Source organism: Rahnella sp. PCH160, assembly GCF_047784855.1.
Taxonomy (GTDB): domain Bacteria; phylum Pseudomonadota; class Gammaproteobacteria; order Enterobacterales; family Enterobacteriaceae; genus Rahnella.
On sequence record NZ_JBLOGT010000001.1, the window covers coordinates 214486 to 238608 of the forward strand.

General features: G+C 52.5%; 17 protein-coding genes and 3 pseudogenes. 10 read left to right on the plus strand and 10 right to left on the minus strand.

The features are described 5' to 3' along the window. Nucleotides 1-9: 9 nt before the first annotated feature. The 5 genes from acnB to pdhR all read right to left on the minus strand — a co-directional run bounded on the left by acnB (nucleotide 10) and on the right by pdhR (nucleotide 10224). Nucleotides 10-2607 carry a bifunctional aconitate hydratase 2/2-methylisocitrate dehydratase gene (gene acnB, locus ACM5QY_RS01005; RefSeq protein WP_416118855.1) on the minus strand — a complete coding sequence of 866 codons (2598 nt, stop codon included), beginning with the start codon at nucleotides 2605-2607 and terminating at the stop codon, nucleotides 10-12. 486 nt (nucleotides 2608-3093) lie between these two features. Continuing rightward, nucleotides 3094-4518 carry a dihydrolipoyl dehydrogenase gene (gene lpdA, locus ACM5QY_RS01010; protein ID WP_192938166.1) on the minus strand — a complete coding sequence of 475 codons (1425 nt, stop codon included), beginning with the start codon at nucleotides 4516-4518 and terminating at the stop codon, nucleotides 3094-3096. A gap of 213 nt (nucleotides 4519-4731) precedes the next feature. Next, nucleotides 4732-6612: a pyruvate dehydrogenase complex dihydrolipoyllysine-residue acetyltransferase gene (gene aceF, locus ACM5QY_RS01015; protein WP_416118856.1), complete on the minus strand. Its 1881-nt coding sequence runs from the start codon at nucleotides 6610-6612 to the stop codon at nucleotides 4732-4734. Nucleotides 6613-6625: 13 nt separating this feature from the next. Further along, entirely contained in the window at nucleotides 6626-9289 is a 2664-nt protein-coding gene (gene aceE, locus ACM5QY_RS01020; RefSeq protein WP_416118857.1) for a pyruvate dehydrogenase (acetyl-transferring), homodimeric type, read from the minus strand. 164 nt (nucleotides 9290-9453) lie between these two features. Further along, a complete protein-coding gene (gene pdhR / locus ACM5QY_RS01025; RefSeq protein ID WP_013576986.1) occupies nucleotides 9454-10224 on the minus strand; it encodes a pyruvate dehydrogenase complex transcriptional repressor PdhR in 771 nt (256 codons plus the stop codon). 428 nt (nucleotides 10225-10652) lie between these two features. Here pdhR and aroP point away from each other — a divergent pair, with 428 nt between their 5' ends. From aroP to ACM5QY_RS01040, 3 genes are all read left to right on the plus strand, one after another. After that, a complete protein-coding gene (aroP, locus tag ACM5QY_RS01030; RefSeq protein WP_416118858.1) occupies nucleotides 10653-12023 on the plus strand; it encodes an aromatic amino acid transporter AroP in 1371 nt (456 codons plus the stop codon). Nucleotides 12024-12241: 218 nt separating this feature from the next. Then, a complete protein-coding gene (locus ACM5QY_RS01035) occupies nucleotides 12242-13678 on the plus strand; it encodes an MFS transporter (protein ID WP_416118859.1) in 1437 nt (478 codons plus the stop codon). Further along, nucleotides 13671-14651 (plus strand): glycoside hydrolase family 43 protein, encoded by a 981-nt coding sequence (locus ACM5QY_RS01040; RefSeq protein WP_416118860.1) that lies wholly within the window; start codon nucleotides 13671-13673, stop codon nucleotides 14649-14651. Before ACM5QY_RS01035 ends, ACM5QY_RS01040 begins: the two co-directional genes overlap by 8 nt. Before the next feature lie 72 nt (nucleotides 14652-14723). On the opposite strand, the gene ampE is transcribed toward ACM5QY_RS01040, so the two are convergent. After that, entirely contained in the window at nucleotides 14724-15578 is an 855-nt protein-coding gene (gene ampE / locus ACM5QY_RS01045) for a beta-lactamase regulator AmpE (protein ID WP_416118861.1), read from the minus strand. A gap of 55 nt (nucleotides 15579-15633) precedes the next feature. Then, nucleotides 15634-16206 carry a 1,6-anhydro-N-acetylmuramyl-L-alanine amidase AmpD gene (ampD, locus tag ACM5QY_RS01050; protein WP_416118862.1) on the minus strand — a complete coding sequence of 191 codons (573 nt, stop codon included), beginning with the start codon at nucleotides 16204-16206 and terminating at the stop codon, nucleotides 15634-15636. Nucleotides 16207-16300: 94 nt separating this feature from the next. On the opposite strand from ampD, the pseudogene nadC reads away from it, so the two are divergent. Beyond that, nucleotides 16301-17193: pseudogene (gene nadC / locus ACM5QY_RS01055) on the plus strand (carboxylating nicotinate-nucleotide diphosphorylase). A 117-nt stretch (nucleotides 17194-17310) separates the two neighbouring features. Here the strand turns inward: nadC and ACM5QY_RS01060 are convergent. Beyond that, entirely contained in the window at nucleotides 17311-17436 is a 126-nt protein-coding gene (locus ACM5QY_RS01060; RefSeq protein WP_416118863.1) for a hypothetical protein, read from the minus strand. A 50-nt stretch (nucleotides 17437-17486) separates the two neighbouring features. Between ACM5QY_RS01060 and ppdD the strand changes: the two genes are divergently transcribed. The 3 genes and pseudogenes from ppdD to hofC all read left to right on the plus strand — a co-directional run bounded on the left by ppdD (nucleotide 17487) and on the right by hofC (nucleotide 20645). Continuing rightward, entirely contained in the window at nucleotides 17487-17936 is a 450-nt protein-coding gene (gene ppdD / locus ACM5QY_RS01065; RefSeq protein WP_416118864.1) for a prepilin peptidase-dependent pilin, read from the plus strand. Beyond that, nucleotides 17933-19428, plus strand: a pseudogene (gene gspE / locus ACM5QY_RS01070) (type II secretion system protein GspE). Before ppdD ends, gspE begins: the two are co-directional and overlap by 4 nt. After that, entirely contained in the window at nucleotides 19425-20645 is a 1221-nt protein-coding gene (hofC, locus tag ACM5QY_RS01075) for a protein transport protein HofC (RefSeq protein ID WP_416118865.1), read from the plus strand. Before gspE ends, hofC begins: the two are co-directional and overlap by 4 nt. A gap of 61 nt (nucleotides 20646-20706) precedes the next feature. Here hofC and ACM5QY_RS01080 read toward each other — a convergent pair whose 3' ends face one another. Further along, nucleotides 20707-21750, minus strand: a complete 1044-nt coding sequence (locus ACM5QY_RS01080; RefSeq protein ID WP_416118866.1) for a GMP reductase — start codon at nucleotides 21748-21750, stop codon at nucleotides 20707-20709. 241 nt (nucleotides 21751-21991) lie between these two features. Here ACM5QY_RS01080 and coaE point away from each other — a divergent pair, with 241 nt between their 5' ends. From coaE to yacG, 3 genes and pseudogenes are all read left to right on the plus strand, one after another. Beyond that, entirely contained in the window at nucleotides 21992-22621 is a 630-nt protein-coding gene (gene coaE, locus ACM5QY_RS01085) for a dephospho-CoA kinase (protein WP_416118867.1), read from the plus strand. Beyond that, nucleotides 22614-23365: pseudogene (gene zapD / locus ACM5QY_RS01090) on the plus strand (cell division protein ZapD). Before coaE ends, zapD begins: the two are co-directional and overlap by 8 nt. 9 nt (nucleotides 23366-23374) lie before the next feature. Then, the gene (gene yacG, locus ACM5QY_RS01095) at nucleotides 23375-23572 is read left to right on the plus strand and encodes a DNA gyrase inhibitor YacG (RefSeq protein WP_416118868.1); all 198 of its coding nucleotides are present in this window, start codon (nucleotides 23375-23377) and stop codon (nucleotides 23570-23572) included. 86 nt (nucleotides 23573-23658) lie between these two features. Here yacG and mutT read toward each other — a convergent pair whose 3' ends face one another. Next, nucleotides 23659-24060 carry an 8-oxo-dGTP diphosphatase MutT gene (mutT, locus tag ACM5QY_RS01100; protein WP_416118869.1) on the minus strand — a complete coding sequence of 134 codons (402 nt, stop codon included), beginning with the start codon at nucleotides 24058-24060 and terminating at the stop codon, nucleotides 23659-23661. Between the last annotated feature and the right edge of the window lie 63 nt (nucleotides 24061-24123).

Consider the following 24123-nt stretch of genomic DNA (forward strand, 5'->3'; position numbering starts at 1 on the left):
TTGGTCGATTTAGACTGCGGTTTGGAAAATCACACCGTCAGCTTTGTCGGTGTATTCGCTCAGCTTGTCGAAGTTCAGATAGCGGTAGGTATCCACTGCCGTCTTATCCACTTCCGCCATATAGCCCAGATATTCCTCTGGCGTTGGCAGACGTCCCAGCAGAGAGGCGATAGCCGCCAGTTCAGCGGAAGCCAGATAAACATTGGCGCCGTTGCCCAGACGGTTCGGGAAGTTACGCGTTGAGGTGGAAACCACGGTAGAACCGTCGGCCACGCGCGCCTGGTTACCCATGCACAGTGAACAGCCCGGAATTTCAACACGCGCACCGCTCTTACCAAAGACGCTGTAGTAGCCTTCTTCCGTCAGCTGAGCGGCATCCATTTTGGTCGGTGGCGCAACCCATAAACGGGTTGGCAACGCGCCTTTATGGCTGTCGAGCAGTTTACCGGCGGCGCGGAAGTGACCGATGTTGGTCATGCACGAACCGATAAAGACTTCATCGATTTTGCTGTTCTGCACGTCAGACAGCAGACGCGCATCATCCGGATCGTTCGGCGCACAAAGAATAGGCTCTTTGATATCGGCCAGATCGATTTCGATCACCGCCGCATATTCGGCATCAGCATCGGCTTCGAGCAGGCTTGGATTCGCCAGCCACTCTTCCATGCCGTTGATGCGACGCTCAATGGTACGACGATCGCCGTAACCTTCAGAGATCATCCACTTCAGCAGCACGATGTTAGAACTCAGGTATTCTTTGATCGGTGCCTGATCCAGCTTGATCGTACAACCGGCCGCTGAACGTTCTGCGGACGCATCCGCCAGTTCAAACGCCTGTTCCACTTTCAGTTCCGGCAAACCTTCGATTTCCAGAATACGGCCAGAGAAGAGGTTTTTCTTACCCTTCTTCTCAACGGTCAGGTGACCTTCTTTGATGGCGTAATAAGGAATCGCATGAACCAGATCACGCAAGGTGATACCCGGCTGCATTGTACCTTTGAAACGCACCAGAACGGATTCCGGCATATCCAGCGGCATCACGCCAGTCGCAGCCGCAAACGCCACCAGGCCGGAACCCGCCGGGAAGGAAATCCCGATCGGGAAACGGGTGTGAGAGTCACCGCCGGTACCGACCGTATCCGGCAACAGCATACGGTTCAGCCACGAGTGGATAATACCGTCGCCCGGACGCAGGGAAACACCGCCGCGGTTCATAATGAAGTCAGGCAGCGTGTGGTGCGTGGTCACGTCAACCGGCTTAGGATAGGCTGCGGTATGACAGAATGACTGCATCACTAAATCCGCCGAGAAGCCCAGACACGCCAGGTCTTTCAGCTCATCACGGGTCATCGGGCCGGTAGTGTCCTGAGAACCCACAGACGTCATTTTGGGTTCACAATATTCGTTCGGACGAATACCGGTAACGCCACAGGCGCGACCCACCATTTTCTGCGCCAGCGAGAAGCCTTTGTTACTCTTGGCGACCGGCTTCGCAATGCGGAATACTTCGCTCTGAGGCAGTTTCAGCGATTCACGGGCTTTGGTGGTTAAACCACGGCCGATAATCAGCGGAATACGGCCGCCTGCACGGACTTCGTCCAGCAGCACGTCAGTTTTCAGTTCAAAAGTCGCAATCACTTCACCGGTTTCGTGGTTACGTACTTCGCCTTTGTACGGATAGATGTCGATAACATCACCCATGTTCAGGTCAGAAACGTCCACTTCGATTGGCAATGCACCGGCATCTTCCATGGTGTTGAAGAAGATTGGCGCAATTTTACCGCCCAGCACCACACCGCCGCCGCGCTTGTTAGGGACATGAGGGATATCGTCGCCCATGAACCACAGCACGGAGTTGGTCGCGGATTTACGGGAAGAACCGGTACCGACCACGTCACCGACATAGGCCAGCGGGAAGCCTTTTTTGTTCAGTTCTTCGATTTGTTTGATCGGGCCAACGCTACCCGGTTGATCCGGATGGATACCTTCGCGTTCATTTTTCAGCATGGCCAGCGCGTGCAATGGAATATCTGGACGGGACCAGGCATCCGGAGCAGGAGACAAATCATCGGTGTTGGTTTCGCCGGTCACCTTGAAGACGGTAACGGTGATTTTTTCAGCCAGCTGCGGGCGTGACAGATACCATTCGGCATCAGCCCACGACTGCAAAATCTTTTTGGCGTGTTCGTTGCCAGCGCGTGCTTTTTCTTCCACATCGTAGAAGTTATCGAACATCAGCAGCGTATGGGATAACGCTTTGGCAGCAATCGGCGCAAGTTTGTCGCTCTCAAGCGCGTCGATCAGCGGATGAATGTTGTAACCACCCTGCATGGTGCCCAGCAGTTCAATGGCTTTTTCAGGAGTGACCAACGGGGAGGTAGTTTCGCCTTTGGCGACGGCAGCCAGGAACCCGGCCTTAACATAGGCGGCTTCGTCAACGCCCGGCGGAACACGATTAATCAGCAGGTCTAACAGAGTTTCTTCTTCGCCTTTTGGCGGATTTTTCAGGGACTCAACCAACGCTGCCATCTGTGAAGCATCAAGTGGCTTAGGGACGATGCCCTCTGCAGCACGCTCGGCTACGTGCTTACGGTATTCTTCTAGCACGACATTCTCCTCGCTCTCATTGTCATTTATTATGCCTGGCTTCCATCATCAGCATCACGCCGTGCCTGTAGGGACAGGGAAATTCAAGCTGTCTGATGAATCGGGAACACTGCGGGTAAGAGGGTTTCTTGATCGGAAACTTTACGTCCTGAACCTGAGCACAGTGCCCTTTAGCGCGCAAGCAGCATAGCAGGATTTTGCCCGCTTGTTAATTCGTTCACATAAAAGCAACATTAAATCTTTGCTGAATCGTTGAGCACAGACGGATCGGCTGTTCATCCCAATTCGCCTTCTAGATCATCACAACAACCTTATTGGCACAAGGGAATAAATGGCAGAAGTGGGAGAAAAAAGGCACAAAAAAACGCGTGAAAAAATCCTAAAAATTGTCTTTGCGAGGTGCTTTCCACTATATCGTGTGCCGTTTTTCAGACATAAAAAAAGCGGCACTTTTCAGCGCCGCTTATTCATACCGTCAGGCCAGAATTATTTTTTCTTGGCTTTCGGGTTTGGCAGGTCAGTAATACTGCCTTCGTAGATTTCTGCTGCCAGACCCACGGACTCGTGCAGAGTCGGGTGAGCATGGATGGTCAGCGCGATATCTTCAGCATCACAACCCATTTCGATGGCCAGACCAATCTCGCCCAACAGCTCGCCGCCGTTGGTACCGACAATGGCACCACCGATAACACGGTGAGTTTCTTTGTCGAAGATCAGTTTGGTCATGCCGTCTGCACAGTCGGAAGCGATAGCACGGCCTGAAGCTGCCCACGGGAAGGTGGCGGTTTCGTAGCTGATGCCTTTTTCTTTCGCTTCTTTCTCAGTCAGACCCACCCAGGCAACTTCTGGCTCAGTGTAGGCAATGGACGGAATGACTTTCGGATCGAAGTAGTGTTTTTTGCCGGAGATAACTTCGGCTGCCACGTGACCTTCGTGAACACCTTTGTGCGCCAGCATTGGCTGACCGACGATGTCGCCGATAGCAAAGATGTGTGGCACGTTGGTACGCATTTGTTTGTCGACGTGGATGAAACCACGGTCGTCAACTTCGATGCCTGCAGCGCCGGCTTCCAGCAGCTTACCGTTAGGTACGCGGCCGATAGCCACCAGCACGGCGTCATAACGCTGTGGTTCGGCTGGCGCTTTTTTGCCTTCCATGGTGACGTAAATGCCATCTTCTTTGGCTTCTACGGCAGTCACTTTGGTTTCCAGCATCAGGTTGAATTGCTTGCTGATTTTCTTGGTAAAGACTTTCACCACATCTTTATCAGCCGCAGGGATCACCTGATCAAACATTTCTACCACGTCAATCTGAGAACCCAGCGCGTGGTAAACGGTGCCCATTTCCAGACCGATGATGCCGCCGCCCATCACGAGCAGACGCTCAGGGACGGTTTTCAGTTCCAGTGCGTCGGTGGAATCCCATACGCGTGGATCATCATGAGGAATGAATGGCAGTTTGATTGGACGGGAACCCGCCGCAATGATGGCATTGTCGAAAGTGATAGTCGTTGGACCATTTTCGCCTTCAACAACCAGAGTATTTGCACCGGTAAATTTGCCCAAGCCGTTAACGACTTTGACTTTACGGCCTTTCGCCATGCCTGCCAGACCACCGGTCAGCTGGTTGATGACTTTCTCTTTCCAGAGACGCACTTTGTCGATATCGGTTTTCGGCTCACCGAAAACAATACCGTGTTCTGCGAGCGCTTTTGCTTCAGAAATCACTTTCGCAACGTGCAGCAGAGCTTTTGAAGGGATACAGCCTACGTTCAGGCACACGCCACCCAGGGTGGAATAACGTTCAACCAGAACTGTCTCAAGACCTAAATCAGCGCAACGGAAAGCAGCAGAATAGCCTGCAGGGCCCGCCCCAAGTACCACGACCTGAGTTTTAATTTCAGTACTCATCATGACCTCTTAATTTATTTCCGGCGGGTCAGACGTCTTTTTTATGTTGCAACGCCCATCATCCACCGGGTCGTTCTATCCGCCCGCAGTTTACAAAATTGTTAACATATTTGAAACAACAAACGGCATACGATTTACGTTTTCCACCTGATAATCTCTGACGGCACAAAGAGATTACCAGAAAAAAGCCGGCCGCTTGGCCGGCTTTTTGGCTTACATCACCAGGCGGCGAATGTCAGACAGTACGTTGTTGATGATGGTAATGAAGCGCGCACCATCCGCACCGTCGATAACACGGTGGTCGAAGGAGAGCGACATTGGCATCATCAGACGCGGAACGAACTCTTTACCGTTCCAGACCGGTTCCATCGCAGACTTGGAAACACCGAGGATAGCCACTTCAGGCGCATTGACGATTGGCGCAAAGTGGGTCGTCCCGATACCGCCAAGGCTGGAGATAGTGAAGCAACCGCCCTGCATTTCAGCAGCAGTCAGCTTACCGTCACGCGCTTTCTTGGAGATCGCCATCAGTTCACGGGACAGCTCAGCGATACCTTTCTTGTTCACATCTTTGAAGACAGGAACAACCAGGCCGTTAGGCGTATCAACCGCAACACCGACGTTGATGTATTTTTTCAGCGTCAGTTTCTGACCATCTTCGGACAGAGAACTGTTGAAGCGTGGCATCTGCTCAAGGGCAGCCGCAACGGCTTTCATGATGAAGACCACTGGGGTGAATTTCACATCCAGTTTGCGTTTAGCCGCTTCGTCATTTTGCTGTTTACGGAACGCTTCCAGCTCAGTGATATCGGTTTTGTCGAAGTGTGTAACGTGCGGGATCATCACCCAGTTACGGCTCAGGTTGGCACCGGAGATTTTCTGGATACGGCCCAGTTCCACTTCTTCGATTTCACCAAACTTGCTGAAGTCGACTTTCGGCCAAGGCAACATACCCGGAATACCGCCGCCAGTGGCAGCAGCCGGAGCGGCTTCAGCGCGTTTAACCGCGTCTTTCACGTAAGTCTGAACGTCTTCGCGCAGGATACGACCTTTACGGCCAGTCCCTTTGACTTTCGCCAGGTTTACGCCAAATTCACGGGCCAAACGGCGGATAACCGGCGTGGCGTGAACGTAAGCATCGTTCTCAGCGAATTCGCCTTTGCTTGCAGCTGGAGCAGCCGCTTTTTGTTCTTGCTTGGCAGGCGCAGCAGCCTCTTCTTTCTTAGCAGCAGGGGCAGGAGCTGCACCTTCTACTTCGAAGACCATGATCAGGGAGCCGGTGCTGACTTTGTCACCCGCAGCAATCTTGATCTCTTTCACGGTACCCGCGAACGGAGCCGGAACTTCCATTGACGCTTTGTCGCCTTCAACGGTGATCAGTGATTGTTCAGCGGTGACTTTGTCGCCCACTTTAACCATGATTTCAGTGACTTCAACTTCGTCGCCGCCGATATCAGGCACATTCACTTCTTTGCTGCCGGAAGCGGCTGGAGCAGCCGGAGCTGCTTCTGCTTTGGCTTCTTCTTTCGCCGGAGCAGCAGCGCCGGAGCCTGCAACGTCGAAGACCATGATCAAAGAACCGGTGCTGACTTTGTCGCCCGCCGCGATTTTGATTTCTTTCACTTTGCCCGCGAACGGCGCAGGGACTTCCATAGAAGCTTTGTCGCCTTCTACGGTGATCAGCGATTGCTCAGCTGTCACGGTGTCGCCCACTTTGACCATGATCTCGGTGACTTCAACTTCGTCGCCGCCGATATCAGGCACGTTCACTTCTTTACTTTCGCTGGAAGCAGGTGCGGCGGCAGCAGGTTTGTCTTCTGCTTTCGCTTCCTGTTTCGCCGGTGCTGCATCAGCAGCACCGTCAGCGGCTTCAAAGATCATGATCAGTTTGCCGGTTTCGACGGTATCGCCGACCGCAACTTTAATTTCTTTGACCACGCCTGCTTGTGGAGAAGGCACTTCCATAGAAGCTTTGTCGCCTTCAACGGTGATCAGCGATTGTTCAACTTCGACTTTATCGCCCACCTTCACCATGATTTCGGTGACTTCCACTGCATCTGCACCGATGTCCGGTACGTTAATTTCAATAGCCATCTGTCTTTACCTCTTATGCCAGACGCGGGTTAACTTTGTCAGCATCGATGCCGAACTTAGTAATGGCTTCAGCCACTACTTTCACATCGATCTCGCCACGTTTGGCCAGTTCGCCCAGCGCAGCAACCACAACGTAAGACGCATCAATTTCGAAGTGGTGACGCAGGTTTTCGCGGCTGTCAGAACGACCAAAGCCGTCGGTGCCCAGTACGCGGAAATCGCTGGCAGGAACGAAGTTACGGATCTGCTCTGCGAACAGCTTCATGTAGTCGGTTGAAGCAACAACCGGTGCATCGTTCATTACCTGAGCCACATAAGGTACGCGTGGGGTTTCAGTCGGGTGCAGCATGTTCCAGCGCTCACAATCCTGACCATCACGGGCCAGTTCGGTGAACGAGGTTACGCTGTAAACGTCAGAGCCTACGCAGTAGTCTTTGGACAGGATCTGAGCGGCTTCACGGACGTGACGCAGAATAGAACCGGAGCTCATCAGCTGCACTTTACCTTTGCTACCTTCCACGGTTTCTAACTTGTAGATACCTTTACGGATGCCTTCTTCCGCGCCTTCTGGCATGGCTGGCATGTGGTAGTTTTCGTTCAGCGTAGTGATGTAGTAATAAATGTTTTCCTGCGCATCGCCGTACATACGCACCAGACCGTCATGCATGATGACTGCCACTTCGTAGGCATACGCCGGATCGTAAGAAATACAGTTAGGGATAGTCAGCGACTGAATGTGGCTGTGACCATCTTCGTGCTGCAAACCTTCGCCGTTAAGCGTTGTACGACCCGAAGTACCACCGACCAAGAAGCCACGCGCCTGTTGGTCACCCGCTGCCCAGCACAGGTCGCCGATACGCTGGAAACCAAACATGGAGTAGTAGATGTAGAACGGGATCATTGGCAGATCGTTGGTGCTGTAAGACGTCGCTGCGGCCAGCCATGAAGAAGCAGCGCCCAGTTCGTTGATGCCTTCCTGCAGGATCTGACCTTTCTCGTCTTCTTTATAGTAAGCAACCTGCTCACGGTCCTGCGGGGTGTACTGCTGGCCGTTCGGGCTGTAAATACCAATCTGACGGAACAGACCTTCCATACCGAATGTACGCGCTTCATCGGCGATGATCGGCACAAGACGGTCTTTGATAGAGTCGTTTTTCAGCATCACGTTCAGCGCACGCACGAATGCGATTGTGGTAGAGATCTCTTTCTTCTGCTCTTCGAGCAGTTGTGAGAAGTCTTCCAGTTTCGGCATTTCCAGCTTCTGCGTGAAGTTTGGCAGACGGGTCGGCAGGTAGCCTTTCAGCGCAGCACGACGCTCGTGCAGGTATTTGTATTCTGCAGAATCTTTTTCCAGAGTGATGTACGGCAGTTTTTCCAGATTTTCATCGGAAACTGGCACACTGAAACGATCACGGATATAGCGCACGCCATCCATGTTCATTTTCTTCACCTGGTGGGCAATGTTCTTGCCTTCAGCCGCTTCGCCCATGCCATAACCTTTGATGGTATGCGCCAGGATCACGGTCGGCTGACCTTTTGTATTCTGTGCTTTGTTCAGTGCAGCGAAGACTTTCTTCGGATCATGACCACCACGGTTCAGTGCCCAGATCTCGTCGTCGGTCATGTCTTTGACCAGCTCAGCAGTTTCCGGGTAACGGCCGAAGAAGTGTTCACGAACGTATTTACCGTCGCGGGACTTGAAGGTCTGGTAGTCGCCGTCCACGGTTTCGTTCATCAGTTGGATCAGTTTGCCGCTGGTGTCTTTACGCAGCAGAGCATCCCAACGGTTGCCCCAGATCACTTTGATCACGTTCCAGCCGGCGCCTGCAAAGATGCCTTCCAGTTCGTTGATGATTTTGCCGTTGCCGGTGACCGGGCCATCAAGACGCTGTAAGTTACAGTTGATGATGAAGCACAGGTTGTCCAGTTTCTCACGGGTCGCGATAGTGATCGCACCTTTGGATTCTGGCTCGTCCATTTCACCGTCGCCCAGGAATGCGTAAACGCGCTGCGCGGTGGTGTCTTTCAGGCCACGGTGATCAAGATATTTCAGGAACTTAGCCTGATAGATCGCACCGATTGGACCCAGACCCATTGATACGGTCGGGAACTGCCAGAATTCAGGCATCAGTTTAGGGTGCGGATAAGATGACAGACCTTTACCGTGAACTTCCTGACGGAAATTGTTCATCTGGTCTTCGGTCAGGCGGCCTTCAAGGAAAGCACGCGCGTAAACACCCGGAGAGATGTGGCCCTGGAAGTACACCAGATCGCCGCCGTCTTTCTCGTTGCGCGCACGGAAGAAGTGGTTAAAGCACACTTCGTAAACCGCTGCGGAAGACTGGAAGGATGACATATGGCCGCCCAGATCCAGATCTTTCTTGGATGCGCGCAGAACGGTCATAATGGCGTTCCAGCGGATTGCGGTACGAATGTTGCGTTCCAGCTCCAGGTTACCCGGATATTCAGGTTCGTCTTCAACAGCGATGGTATTGACGTAGTTACGGCTGGCTGCACCAGCAGCGACGCTGACGCCGCCCTTGCGCGCTTCACTCAGAACCTGGTCGATCAGGAACTGCGCACGCTCAACACCTTCTTCACGGATGACCGATTCGATCGCTTGTAGCCAGTCGCGAGTTTCGATCGGATCCACGTCATTATTTACACGTTCTGACATGGTGCTTTTCCTTATCTGTATCTTATACGTTGGTTTATCTGGAGCCTGTCTTCCTGCGCTCTTGCTTCAAAAGCTCTTCATACTGAACAAAACGCACGAAGACAGGCCCGTCATGTAGTTGCCGTGAGCCCTCAAATGAAGGCTCTAAAAATTAACCCCGAAGGTTAACTTTCATCTTTTCTTTGCTGGAGCCGTCGTAAAGACCGATCCCGCCGGGTGTGTTCCCTGCTGAGATCCAGCAAAACTTCTTCTATGAACGCCAGGTGACGGTGTGATGCGGCACGCGCTATTTCTGGTTCCCGTGCAACAATCGCCTCGAAAATACTGGCGCGGTGGTTGCTTACCGTGGCCAGCATTTCCCGGCGTGAGTAAAGCAATTCAAAGTTCTGTCGAACGTTCTTCTCGAGCATCGGTCCCATACAGCGAACCAGATGCAGCAGCACGACATTATGCGCTGCTTCTGTTACAGCGACCTGATACTGCATCACCGCATCGGCTTCTGCGTCCAGATCTCCGCTGTCCTGTGCGGTCTGAATGACCACGTGACAATCGCGAATGCGCTGCAAATCTTCTTCTGTGCCACGAAGCGCCGCGTAATACGCAGCGATCCCTTCAAGGGCATGTCGTGTTTCAAGGAGATCGAATTGTGATTCAGGATGGTCGGCCAGTAACTCAGCCAGCGGGTCACTCACGCTTTGCCACAGATTACTTTGCACGAAAGTACCACCACCCTGGCGACGCAGGAGCAGTCCCTTCCCTTCCAGGCTTTGGATAGCCTCTCTGAGTGAAGGTCGCGAAACATCAAACTGTTTGGCCAGTTCGCGCTCTGGCGGAAGCTTTTCCCCGGGCCTCAAGGTGCCTTCGAGGATCAGGAACTCAAGTTGCTGCTCGATCACATCGGATAACTTAGGCTGTCTGATTTTGCTGTAAGCCATATCTGTGTTGTTCTCTGCGAGTAGCGACTCTGTAAGTTGCCGGAGTCAATTGGTAATACCAATTTAAAAAACGTGGCCGTAAAGTAACAAAGTATTCACCTTGTGTCCATATGGCTACCGAGTAAATGCTTCGACCCCGCACAATTTAACAAATCCTTAGCATTTCTCGATTTTTCTCTGCTTCAGGTCACATTTTTTAGATCCGGAACAAATTTCCAGTCAATTTGGCTATTTGTTATGCAGATGATGCATAAACCCCGTGCAAACTTTTGCGCATAACACTATTCTTGCCCGAACGGTAGATGATGCTGCTTTTTAGGCACAATCCAGCCGTAAATAATTAAATACAAAAAGTGTAATTATCGCCTTACATTCTTTCTAACACGCAGAATGTTATGGGTTTTGCCCCAATGACAGAGGACAGGTAAATGGTTGATCAACAAAAAGGCGATGAGCTGAAGCGCGGCCTGAAAAACCGTCATATTCAGTTGATCGCGCTGGGTGGGGCTGTCGGGACAGGTCTGTTTCTGGGCAGCGCCTCCGTCATCCAGTCCGCGGGCCCTGGGATTATTCTCGGCTACGCAATCGCTGGTTTTATTGCGTTTTTAATAATGCGCCAGTTAGGCGAGATGGTCGTTGAAGAGCCGGTTGCCGGGTCATTCAGCCATTTTGCGTATAAATACTGGGGCGGATTTGCCGGTTTTGCTTCCGGCTGGAACTACTGGGTGCTTTACGTTCTGGTCGCGATGGCTGAGCTGACGGCAGTCGGCAAGTACATTCAATTCTGGTACCCAGAGATCCCAACCTGGGCTTCAGCGGCCGTTTTCTTTGTGGTGATTAACGCCATCAACCTGACCAACGTAAAAGTGTTCGGGGAAATGGAGTTCTGGTTTGCCATCATTAAAGTGGTTGCCGTTGTCGCCATGATTCTGTTCGGCGGCTGGTTACTGTTTAGCGACACCGCAGGCCCGCAAGCCACTGTCCGCAACCTGTGGGAGCAAGGCGGTTTCCTGCCTCACGGTATGACCGGGCTGGTGATGATGATGGCGATCATCATGTTCTCGTTCGGCGGCCTTGAGCTGGTGGGTATTACCGCAGCAGAAGCGGATAATCCTGAAATCAGTATTCCTAAAGCAACCAACCAGGTTATCTACCGCATCCTGATTTTCTATGTGGGTTCGCTGGCGGTTCTGCTTTCCTTAATGCCGTGGACGCGCGTCGGGCCGGATACCAGCCCGTTTGTCCTGATTTTCCATGATCTGGGTGATGCACTGGTCGCCAACGCGCTGAACGTCGTGATCCTGACGGCGGCATTGTCGGTCTACAACAGCTGCGTTTACTGCAACAGCCGCATGTTGTTTGGTCTGGCTCAGCAAGGAAACGCGCCGAAAGCCTTGCTCAATGTCGACAAGCGCGGCGTTCCGGTGGCATCCATCCTCGTGTCTGCCGCGACGACTGCACTTTGCGTATTGATTAACTACCTGATGCCGGGCGAAGCTTTCGGCCTGCTGATGGCGCTGGTAGTTTCTGCACTGGTGATCAACTGGGCGATGATCAGCCTCGCGCACATCAAATTCCGTCAGGCGATGCGCCGCGCCGGTATCGAGACCAAGTTTAAAGCGCTGCTATATCCGCTGGGTAACTACATCTGCCTGCTGTTCATGGCCGCAATTCTGGTGATTATGGCCATCACGCCGGGCATGGCGATCTCCGTCTGGCTGATCCCGGTCTGGCTGGTGATCCTGGGCGTTGGCTACTGGATTAAAAATCAGCAAAGTGGAAAATCGGTCAACGCGTAATCTCCCGATTTATCACAGCTAAAAACTTAAAGCGCCCCGGCTACGTTTCACTTTCCGGGGCGCTTTGTTATATACGTCACAGTTTGCCCAGCATGACCAAATCGTCCATCTTCATGACTCTTACCTCCTGACTCCTCTTCGTCTCTCCAGCCAATACTCAATGCTATCAAACAGTTTTTTAACAACTCACCTTTTTAACCAATAGCCGGAGAACATCCATGAAGGAAGGCGCACTGTCGTTCAAAGAGAAAGTAGCGTACGGAATGGGAGATGCAGGCTGCAATATGATTGGCGGTGCAATCATGCTGTTCCTCAATTATTTCTACACCGACGTTTTCGGGCTTGCCCCGGCGCTGGTCGGCGTTTTGCTGCTGTCGGTGCGGGTTATCGACGCCGTCACCGATCCGATAATGGGTGCGATTGCTGACCGCACCACCACACGCTGGGGCCGGTTTCGTCCGTATTTGTTATGGATATCGGTGCCCTACGTTCTGTTCAGCGTGCTGATGTTTACCACGCCGGAATGGAGCTACAACAGCAAAGTTATCTATGCTTTCGTCACCTATTTCCTGATGTCGCTGACCTATACCGCCATCAACATTCCCTACTGCTCGCTTGGCGGTGTGATTACTGCCGACCCGCATGAACGCGTCGCCTGCCAGTCTTACCGCTTCTTTATGGTGGGTATCGCCACACTGATTTTATCTTCCACTTTGCTGCCAATGGCCGATTACTTTGGCGGCGCAGACAAAGCCAAGGGCTACCAAATGTCGATGGGCGTCATGGCGATCATCGCGCTGTTTATGTTCCTGTTCTGCTTCAGTTCAGTGAAAGAGCGCATCCAGCCTGCCGTGCCGTCAAAACACGCCTTAAAATCTGACCTGAAAGACGTATGGAAAAACGACCAGTGGGTTCGCATTCTGCTGCTGACTTTTTGCAACGTCTGCCCCGGCTTCATCCGCATGGCGGCAACCATGTATTACGTCACCTGGGTAATGGAAAAATCGACGTCATTTGCCAGTATGTTTATCAGCCTCGGCGTGGTCGGCATGATGATTGGCAGTGCGCTGGCAAAACCGCTGACGGACAAATACTGCAAACTGAAAGTCTTTTTCTGGGCCAATATCATCCTGACGATTTTCTCCTGCGGATTCTATTTCCTCGACCCGCACGCCACGACGCTTATTCTGGTGGCTTACTTTGTTTTGAACATCATGCACCAGCTCCCTTCACCGCTGCACTGGTCGCTGATGGCCGACGTTGATGACTACGGCGAATGGAAAACCGGTAAACGCGTCACCGGGATCAGCTTCTCCGGCAACCTGTTTTTCCTGAAATGCGGGCTGGCCGTGGCCGGTGCGATGGTCGGATTCCTGCTCTCCGCTTACGGCTATAACGCCGGTGCGGCGCAGCAAAGTGACCATGCGATCAACGGGATTGTACTGTTGTTTACCATCATTCCTGGTGTGGGTTATCTCATTACGGCGGGGGTTGTCCGCCTGCTGAAAGTGGATCGCGAAACCATGCGGACGATCCAGGCTGATCTGGAAATTCGTCGCCGTAACTACCGCGAACTCAATGAATATCATGATGAAAAACAGGCGCAAGTACTTGCCTCTGCCCCCCTTCACAGCAAGGAGCTGAAACATGAGTAATTACCCAAATCCGCTGATCGAACAGCGTGCGGATCCTCATATCTGGCTGCACAGCGATGGACGCTATTATTTTATCGCGTCGGTTCCGGAATATGACCGGCTCGAAATCCGCCGTTCGTCAACGCTGGCAGGCCTCGCTGACGCCACCGCCACCGTTGTCTGGCATAAACCCGATTCAGGTCCGATGAGCGCGCTGATCTGGGCGCCTGAACTGCATTTCATCGACGGGAAATGGGTAATTTACTACGCGGCAGCGCCTTCTCAGGACATTGTCGACGGTTTGTTCCAGCACCGTATGTTTGCACTGGTCTGTGAAGATGCCGATCCGCTGACAGGAAACTGGCTCGAGAAAGGCCGGATTCAGACACCAATCGACAGCTTCTCGCTCGATGCAACGCACTTTGAACACAAAGGGAAAAGTTATTATCTGTGGGCACAAAAAGACCCGGCTATTCGCGGCAACTCTAATTTGTATATCGCCGAAATGGAAAACCCGTGGACGCTCAAATCACCGCCCGTCATGCTCAGCAAACCCGAACTGGATTGGGAGATTATCGGCTTTTGGGTGAACGAAGGCCCGGCCGTGATTAAACACGGCGGTAAGATTTTCATCACCTATTCTGCCAGTGCGACCGATGAAAACTATTGTATCGGTTTACTTTCGGCAGAGGCTGACAGCAATTTACTCGACGCCGGTGCGTGGAAAAAATCACCGCGTCCGGTATTCACGACGCATACTGAGAACAGACAGTTTGGCCCCGGCCATAACAGTTTTACCCGCAACGAACAGGGTGAAGATATCCTGGTTTATCATGCCCGGAATTACACCGAAATTGAGGGTGACCCGCTTTACGACCCGAACCGTCATACCCGGATTAAAACCTTCATCTGGGATGAAAACGGGCTGCCGGACTTTGGCGTTCCCGGCCCGGATAACCGGCCGCTGACGTTGCAGAAAAATACTGCGCAATAAAAACAAAAAGCCCGGCAACAGAAATGTGCCGGGCTTTTGAATGCGTGCTTTTAACCTTGCGGGAATCAGGCCTTAAATCAGCGCGCCGTAGATCGTCAGAACCGCGACCACAACCAGAATAATCATGGTGACCTTGCGCGCCAGCCCCACCGCAGCACGCGGCGTTTGTACGGGATCCATATGCGGATCGCGCGCCAGAGAAAACTGCGCCAGCCGTGTCAGCACCTGATACTGCGAAGAATGAATATCGCCGAGCGAGGCAAACCACGCCGGTAAGGCTTTTTCACCGTGCCCGAGCAGCGCATACGCCGCACCGGCAAGACGAACGGGGATCCAGTCAAGAACATGCAACAGGCTGTCGACGCCGGACTGCGAACGCTTGAGCGGCGTCATGTGACGCGCCAGCCATGTCTGATAACCCCGCAGAACGGCATATCCGCCCAGTGCGACAGGTCCGTAAGGCCCGCATACTACAAACCAGAATAACGGCCCGAGATAATAACGATAGTTTATCCACAAGAGCGCATTTTGCAGCTCTCGCAAACGGGCTTCTTCCGTGCAATCGCCCGGTAAACCGTGGATCAGCGCCAGCTCTTCAGCCATCTCTTTACAGGCGTCAGTATCTCCCTGACGGGCTGATTTATGATAAGCACGGTAATGTTTACGCTTGATCCCAGCGCCGATACACAGCAGGCATAAAATCACCCAGATAACGAGGGACGGCACACCAAAGAACAACCCGTGTAGGACGCGCAAAATGGCCCAGATCACCGCCATCCAGACAATCATGATAGCCAGCGTTTTGACTAAAGAGGTCTGCCGCCCACGACGGAATATGAACTCAAACCGATGATCCAACTGCCAGTGTTCACCCAGTTTGAACAACCGTTCCCAGGCCAGTACCAGCAGCAAAGTAAATAACGTCATCGCCTGTCACTCTCTCTTTACACATTCTTAAAACAGAAACCGGTGGCCTTTTCACTCACTGGTCAGAAGGCTTATTTTGCCCTAACGGCGATGCTAACAGCTTGCGATAAAATGCCCAGTCGAACTCAGGGCCGGGATCGGTTTTGCGCCCCGGCGCGATATCGCTGTGCCCGGTAATGGCATTCAGACTAATCGGATAGTGCTTGATTAACAAGGCAGTAACGTGTGCGAGGCTGCGATACTGCGCCTCAGTGAAAGGCACAAAATCGGTGCCTTCCAGCTCAATACCAATCGAAAAATCATTGCAGCGTTCACGCCCGCACCAGGAAGAAACGCCGGCATGCCAGGCCCGTTTATCAAACGGCACATATTGAACAATCTCGCCATCACGGCGGATCAGGCAATGGGCTGCCACGCGCAACTGATGGATCCCTTCAAAGTAAGGATCATCTTGCGGATTCAGCGTACCGGTAAACAATTGATCAATATAAGGCCCGCCGAACTTTCCGGGTGGCAGGCTGATGTTATGAACAACCAGCAAAGAAGGGATCTCGTCGTCAGGACGGAGATCAAAATGAGGGGAAACGACCCGCCGGGCTCCGGCTATCCAGCCATGTTCTAAGTGCATCAAAGACCTCAATGATGTGCTTGTGTGGTACTTATCACGGCAACAGGGTAGCATGTTTTTTTGTCCTTCTTATCCGCCATTTCGGAGTATTTGTATGTCCACTCGCAGCTACAGCCCTGAAAGTCGCCGCGCACAGTTACTCGAACGTATTCAGCATGATATCCCTGCCATTGTGACTCAGGCGCTTGGCGAAGACCTCGGGGCGAGGCCAACGCTGACAATGACTTAACCGCACAGCTTTTGCCGCAGGATAAAGAAGCGAACGCGACGATCATCACCCGCGAAGCCGGTGTTTTTTGCGGGCAACGCTGGCTGGATGAAGTTTTCCACCAGTTGTCGGGGGAGAAAGTTTCAGTTAAGTGGCACGTCAAAGACGGTGACGTCGTTTCTGAAAACCAGAAACTGTGTGAACTGACCGGCTCCGCGCGCATGCTGCTGACCGGCGAGCGCACAGCACTGAATTTTGTCCAAACGCTCTCAGGCGTGGCAACCGAAGTAAATCACTACGTGAAAATACTTGAAGGCACCAAAACCCGGTTGCTGGACACGCGTAAAACCTTACCGGGTCTGCGTACGGCGCTAAAATATGCCGTCCTGTGCGGTGGCGGAAGCAACCATCGTCTCGGCCTGGCCGATGCCTTTCTTATTAAAGAAAACCACATTATCGCCTGTGGCTCGATTAAAGCCGCCGTTGAGCGCGCATTGTGGATCCATGCTGATGTTCCTGTTGAAGTAGAAGTGGAATCCCTCGACGAACTTCAGCAGGCACTGGATGCTGGCGCGGACATTATCATGCTCGATAACTTTACCGTCCCTATGATGCGTGAAGGCGTTGGCCTGACCGCAGGCCGCGCGCTGCTTGAAGTCTCGGGCAACGTCACTGAGAAAACACTGCGTGAATTTGCCGAAACGGGTGTGGATTACATTTCCGTGGGCGCTCTGACCAAGCATGTCCGCGCCATGGATCTCTCGATGCGTTTTAGCTAACAGCTTTTTCGCTATTGCCCCTGAACTCCATTTCAGGGGCAACACGACTTCCCTTCGGTCTATTTCATCTTGCCGCACTACCCTCCCACTCATCACTTCTGACCGCCACCCTCTTTTTCATTTGTCTTTCATTGCTGCGAGGCTTGCCGCAAAAATTTTGACGTGTTTGTCGTCTCCGGCAAAGACCGTGGAAGGCGTCCTGGAAAACTCACCAAAGGCGCTGGAAGAAAATTTCTTCCCCATTTAGTTTGCTGCCGAGCAACAACCACGCAGTCTTACAAATGGAGAAGGCCATGCACCGGCAACAAGGATTTACCCTCATTGAACTGATGGTCGTGATCGCAATTATTGCGATCCTGAGCGCCATCGGCATTCCCGCTTACCAAAGCTACATCCAGAAAGCCGCAATGACCGACATGCTGCAAACGATGGTGCCGTATAAAACCGGCGTCGAGCTGTGCGTTATTGATACCGGCTCATTAAGCGGCTGCAATGCAGGCAGCGAAGGTATTCCGGCTGCAGCTACCAGCCGTTATGTCAGCAAAACGCAGGTCACCGCAGGCGTAATTTCACTCACCGGCCAGCAGGCACTAAACGGGCTGAGCGTCGTCATGACACCATCGGTAGATGCACAGGCAGGCGGTATTATCTGGAACCGCACCTGCTCTAACGCCGGAAATGCCGCAATGGTGGAAGCCTGCGAGAGCGTCTTCCGCTTTGATGCCACGGGAGCCGCGAAATGACCGATACGCCACTCAACCCTGTCTCACCAACAGACAGCGAAAGACAGCACAGCGACGCCTCGCTGGACGCCCTTTGTCAGCGTTATAAAGCCATCATTGTGCATCGCGACAAGCAGACTCTCCGCGTTGCCTGTCATGAAGCGGAACCAGAGACAGAAACGCTGAGTAACGTACTGCGCTTTGCCAGCGGATTAAAAGTGCAGGTTGAGCGCTGGCCACGAGCCAGGCTGGAACAGCACAGGGGGACGAGCCCGGCAGAAACGAAGCAGGATACAGCAGACGATGGGCAACCCCCTGCGTCAGGAAACGCTGGTGATAATGCGCTGAACGACCTGAGTGATGCGCCAGTGGTGAACGTCCTCAACCAGATTCTGAGGCAGGCAATCAGCCGCCGGGCATCGGATATCCATTTTGAACCCTATGAAAACAGTTTCCGCGTACGGGTGAGAATTGACGGCGTGTTGCAGGAAATCCCCGGCCCTGAATTTTCAATGGCCGCCGGTGTTTGCGCACGCCTGAAGATTATGGGGCAACTGAATGTCGCCGAACGTCGTTTACCGCAGGATGGCCAGCTTTCCGTCATGCTGCAAAATCAGCGCTACTCCATGCGCGTCTCTTCCCTGCCACCCTGCACGGTGAAAAAATCGTTCTGAGGATCCTGCATATGACGCAACAGGATCTGGCGATGTCTCAGTTAGGTTTCACACTGCGGGATTTGGAGTTTTTCAAAGCCGCGCTCAAACACCCGCAGGGGCTGATCCTTGTGACCGGCCCGACAGGCAGCGGTAAAACGGTAACGCTTTACAGCGGATTGCGTCATCTCAATGCCATTTCACGCAATATCAGCAGCGTCGAGGATCCGGTTGAAATACCGGTCAGCGGCATCAATCAAACGCAGATCAACAGCAAGACAGATCTCAGTTTTGCCAGCGTCCTGCGGGCGTTGTTGCGACAGGATCCTGATGTGATCATGGTCGGCGAAATTCGCGATAAAGAAACAGCAGAGATCGCCGTTAAAGCCGCACAGACCGGCCATCTGGTGCTTTCCACGCTGCACACCAACTCAACCTGTGAAACGCTGACACGGCTCCGGCAGATGGGTATTGAAGGTTTCCATATCGCAGCCAGTTTGCGTCTGGTGATTGCCCAAAGGCTGGTACGAAAATTATGTCCGCACTGCCGGAAGCCGCATTTATCACTGGTCGAAAACGGGCCGGAGGGCAAAAGCGGTCCCGCGCCAATGTGGCAGGCGTCGGGGTGCAATCAATGCTTTTCAGGCTATTACGGCAGGATGGGGATTTACGAAATACTCAATATCACTCCTCGGCTGCAACAGGCACTTGTGGCTGATGCCAGCGTCAGCGAGCTGAGTAAAATTGCCCGCGAGCAGGGGCAAAAAACATTGCAGGAAGCGGGAATGTTGCTGGTGGAGCAAGGCATCACTTCTCTTGAAGAGCTCTATCGGGTGACCGGTGAAGGCTATTGCGCATGAGTGAAACGCCAGTGAACGCTCCCAAATGGCGGCTTTATCACTGGCAAGCCATTGATACTCAAGGAAGCATCCAGCAAGGAGACGCCATTGAGATAAACAGGGACAGTATTTATCAGCAACTTTTCGTTGCGGGTTTACAGCCATTGAAGATCAAAATGATCCAGCGTCTCGGGCCAGGTTACTGGAAAAATCAGGAGCGCATTTCAGTCATCAGGCAGCTCGCCACACTGTTGCAGGCCGGGCTGCCACTGGTCAGCAGCCTGGCATTGCTGGCAAACGAGCACCCGAAACCCGCATGGAACTGCGTTTTGCTTAACGTGGCAAAAGGCGTCAGGGAAGGTAACCCGTTATCGGCCATGCTCACTGCTTACCCTGACGTTTTTCCGGCGATATACCGGCAGCTTGTTTCCATCGGAGAACTGACCGGCCAGTTAGATCAATGCTGTTTGCAACTGGCGGCGCAGCAGGAGCAGCAGTCAGAACTGAGAACGAAGGTGAAAAAAGCGCTGCGCTATCCGCTGATCGTCAGCGTCATCGCCACGCTCGTGACGCTGTTAATGCTGACGCTGGTTCTGCCGGAATTTGCGAAAATCTATGCCACATTTGATGCACAACTGCCCTGGTTTACCCGCATGCTGATCGGGATATCTGAAGTGTTAGTGAGTTCAGGGCCGTGGCTGGCCGGCATTTTGTCGCTTTGCTGTTTTGGCTATCAGCAAAAGCTACATCCGCACACCCGCTGGAAGCTGCGCGAACAAAAGCTGCTTCTGCGATTGCCGCTGACTTCCCGGCTGGTCACTGACAGTTGCCTCAGTCAGGTTTTTCAAACGCTGGCCATGACACAACGAGCGGGAATGACGTTGATTGCCGGGCTGACTGCCGCGTCAGCGTCTGTCTCCAACCTGCATTTTCAGGCAGCGCTCGATGTGATTCGTGAAAAAATTATGCAGGGGACACCCTTACATAAAGCATTTCAGGAGTCACCGTTGTTTCCTGCGCTATGCCAGCAACTGATCAAAATCGGTGAGGAATCCGGTACGCTCGATGAGTTGTTGCTTAAGCTGGCACAGTTACATAACAGCAAGGCAAATTCGCTGGCGGATACTTTATCTCAAACGATTGAGCCACTGCTGATGGCCGTAATGGGCGTGATTGTTGGCGGGTTAGTGATTGCGATGTACTTGCCCATTTTTCAGTTGGGGTCAGTGATGGGATGATGATTGCACGGGCAAAACAATAGCGGCGAAAACACGTTTCGCCGCAGATATTCTTACCGGTTTATTTGCTGCCGAACAGGCGGTTTTCCTGCTCTGCGACACGAATAAAGGTAGTTCGTTTGGTCAGTTCTTTGAGACGCTCTGCGCCGACATAGGTGCAGGCAGAACGCAGGCCGCCAAGAACGTCACGTACCGTATTCTCGACCGGGCCACGCAAAGGCAGCTTCACGGTTTTGCCTTCTGCAGCGCGATATTCAGCGACACCGCCAACGTGACGTTTCATCGCAGACTCTGAGCTCATGCCGTAGAACAGCATGAATTTTTCGCCGTTTTCTTCAACGACGGTGCCTTCACATTCTTCGTGAGCGGCCAGCATACCGCCAAGCATCACGAAGTCTGCGCCGCCGCCAAACGCTTTCGCCACATCGCCAGGGACTGCGCAACCGCCGTCACTGACGATTTGTCCACCCAGACCGTGTGCGGCATCCGCACATTCGATAACAGCAGAAAGCTGCGGATAGCCCACGCCGGTTTTTACACGGGTAGTGCAGACAGAGCCTGGGCCAATGCCGACTTTAACGATATCTGCACCGGAAAGAATCAGCTCTTCGACCATTTCGCCCGTAACCACGTTGCCGGCGCAAATGACTTTGTCCGGACAGGCTTCACGAACGCGCTGCAGGAAACCCACGAAGTGTTCGGAATAGCCGTTCGCGACGTCAAGACAGACAAATTTCAGCAGCGGAGAAAGCGCGAGGATTTGCAATGTTTTAACAAAATCCGCTTCTGACGTCCCGGTCGACACCATCACATTGCGCAAAACTGACTCGTCAGCGGAAGTGATGAAGGCCTGCCATTGCCCGACGCTGTAATGCTTATGCACCGCCGTCAGTAAACCAAAAGACGCTAATACCGTCGCCATGCGGAATGTACCCACTGTGTCCATATTAGCAGCGATAATCGGTGTGCCGGACCAGCTGATACCAGAGTGTTTGAATGTGAATGTGCGTTCCAGTTCGACTTCAGAACGGCTTTTGAGGGTAGAACGTTTCGGGCGGATGAGAACGTCTTTAAAACCTAACTTCAAATCTTCTTCAATACGCATGACGGCTTTGTCCTGGTTTGGCGACGGATCGCTAGGGTGTACAACAAATTTTAGACACCCTTTCCAGGGGTTTTATCATACACAGGAAAATGACAACGGCAAGGTGGCTTTTACAGCTTACATCACAGACTTTTGATTGCGCTGGTGAATAATTTTTTGCATCAAAACCAAGATGACGGCGGCTTGCACTTACTCATAATCTCTTTATCATTTACCTAACTAATTTTATCAGAGCGCCAGTATGAGCTATATCGTTGCATTGACCGGGGGTATCGGAAGCGGTAAAAGCACCGTAGCCGAAAGCTTCAACCGGCATGGCGTAAGTATTGTCGATGCAGATATTATTGCCCGCCAGGTTGTTGCTCCGGGTGAGCAGGCGCTGGCAGAACTGGGCAAACGATTTGGCAAAAGCATTATTCTTGCCGATGGCTCACTGAACCGACCGGCATTGCGGGAACGCATTTTTAGTAATCCGTTTGAAAAAGAATGGGTTAATAAATTATTGCACCCTATTATTCATGCCCGAACACAGCATCTTATAGCGCAGGCAAATACGCCTTATGTGCTTTGGGTGGTTCCGTTACTGATCGAAAACGGATTGCAAACGCAGGCCGATCGGGTTCTGGTGGTGGATGTCGAGCCACAGATTCAGCTTTCCCGCACGATCTTGCGGGATGGCGTTGACCGCCAGCAAGCTGAAAGTATTATTGCCGCGCAGGTGAGCCGTGAAAAACGTCTGGCCTGCGCGGATGACATTATTGATAACAGCGGAGATCCCCAAACGATCGAACCGCGTGTTGCCCAATTACATCGCCACTATCTGAAACTGGCGGCGGGCGAAAACAGACAGGATATTGCCAAGCATGACTGATGTAGCTGCAACCGTTCTTTTTGAACATCCTCTGAATGAAAAAATGCGTACCTGGTTGCGTATCGAATTCCTGTTACAGCAGATGCACGCAAATGCACAAATTACTGCTGCGGCTTCGGCTCTTCTGTTCTTTCGTACCGCGTCTGACTTACTGGACGTGCTGGAACGCGGAGAAGTCCGCACCGATTTGCTCAAAGAGCTGGAACGCCAGCAACAGAAATTATCTCAATGGCAGGATGTGCCGGGTGTTGATTCGTCGCGGGTTGACGGATTACGTTCCGATCTAAAACAGTGCGCGTCAGTGTTGATGAAAGCACCACGAATTGGTCAGGCACTGAAAGAAGATCGTCTGATTGCGCTGGTTCGTCAGCGTCAGAGCATTCCGGGGGGTGTTGCAGTTTCGATTTGCCGACACTCCACCTCTGGCTGCATCTGGCACAATCCCAGCGGGACAGTGAAGTGCAAAACTGGCTTGAGACACTGGCTCCGCTCAACAGCTCACTCACTCTGGTTCTGGATTTGATACGTCAGTCCGGCGCTTTCCGTAATCAAATCAGCCTGAACGGTTTTTTCCAGGATAACGCAGAAGGTGCAGATCTGTTACGCTTGCGCCTCTCGATGGAAAACCAGCTTTACCCGCAAGTTTCCGGGCACAAAACCCGTTATGCCATCCGCTTTTTACCGCTCGACAGTGAACATGGCGTGGTTCCGGCACGACTGAATTTTGAACTTGCCTGCTGCTAGGAGTTGCAAATGGATCCCGAAATTATTGAAGTAAATTGCCCGACGTGTAACAAAACGGTGGTCTGGGGCGAAGTAAGCCCTTACCGTCCTTTTTGTTCCAAACGCTGCCAGCTTATCGATCTCGGCGAATGGGCCGATGAAGAAAAACGCATTCCGAGCAAAGGGGATGTGAATGATCTGGACGACTGGAGCGAAGAAGAGATTTAACGCTAACATTTAGCAGTTGCTGCATTCCACATAGATTAAAAAGGGGCCTGGCCCCTTTTTTAGTGGCAGAGCTGATCACTAGCCAATCAGAATTGGTTATTTTTAAGCGCGTTTACGACCACTTCGTTGGCGGGAGGAAATTCTTCCGCTTTCAGCTCTGACTGTTTAACCCAGCGCTTTGGTTGCCCTTCTTTTCCATAGGGCTCGCCCTGCCACTCCTCTACCAGAAAGAAGTAAAGCGTGATAATACGATCCGGGAACCGGTGTTCTAGCGTTTTCAGCAAAACAGGCGCTTTCGCGTCAATGCCGACTTCTTCGTGTAACTCACGAACGACAGCCTGCTCAGGCGTCTCACCCGCTTCAATTTTACCGCCCGGAAACTCCCAAAATCCCGCCATGTGCGATGACGCATCACGTTGAGTAATAAAAATTTCATTACCGGAATTCCGGATAATGCCGGCTGCGATATTCAGTTGTTTAAGCGTCACTTTTCCACCTATTGACTGACTGTAATGACTGTCTGATATAAGGATTTTGAGACAAAAATAAAG

Coding starts and splice junctions, on each gene's coding strand:
- ACM5QY_RS01060 (WP_416118863.1), bottom strand. CDS start 17,436: ATGGGGAAGAAATTTTCTTCCAGCGCCTTTGGTGAGTTTTCCAGGACG.
- ACM5QY_RS01035 (WP_416118859.1), top strand. CDS start 12,242: ATGAAGGAAGGCGCACTGTCGTTCAAAGAGAAAGTAGCGTACGGAATG.
- ampD (WP_416118862.1), bottom strand. CDS start 16,206: ATGCACTTAGAACATGGCTGGATAGCCGGAGCCCGGCGGGTCGTTTCC.
- pdhR (WP_013576986.1), bottom strand. CDS start 10,224: ATGGCTTACAGCAAAATCAGACAGCCTAAGTTATCCGATGTGATCGAG.
- hofC (WP_416118865.1), top strand. CDS start 19,425: ATGAGTGAAACGCCAGTGAACGCTCCCAAATGGCGGCTTTATCACTGG.
- ppdD (WP_416118864.1), top strand. CDS start 17,487: ATGCACCGGCAACAAGGATTTACCCTCATTGAACTGATGGTCGTGATC.
- yacG (WP_416118868.1), top strand. CDS start 23,375: ATGGATCCCGAAATTATTGAAGTAAATTGCCCGACGTGTAACAAAACG.
- ACM5QY_RS01040 (WP_416118860.1), top strand. CDS start 13,671: ATGAGTAATTACCCAAATCCGCTGATCGAACAGCGTGCGGATCCTCAT.
- lpdA (WP_192938166.1), bottom strand. CDS start 4,518: ATGAGTACTGAAATTAAAACTCAGGTCGTGGTACTTGGGGCGGGCCCT.
- ampE (WP_416118861.1), bottom strand. CDS start 15,578: ATGACGTTATTTACTTTGCTGCTGGTACTGGCCTGGGAACGGTTGTTC.
- aceF (WP_416118856.1), bottom strand. CDS start 6,612: ATGGCTATTGAAATTAACGTACCGGACATCGGTGCAGATGCAGTGGAA.
- aceE (WP_416118857.1), bottom strand. CDS start 9,289: ATGTCAGAACGTGTAAATAATGACGTGGATCCGATCGAAACTCGCGAC.
- aroP (WP_416118858.1), top strand. CDS start 10,653: ATGGTTGATCAACAAAAAGGCGATGAGCTGAAGCGCGGCCTGAAAAAC.
- ACM5QY_RS01080 (WP_416118866.1), bottom strand. CDS start 21,750: ATGCGTATTGAAGAAGATTTGAAGTTAGGTTTTAAAGACGTTCTCATC.
- coaE (WP_416118867.1), top strand. CDS start 21,992: ATGAGCTATATCGTTGCATTGACCGGGGGTATCGGAAGCGGTAAAAGC.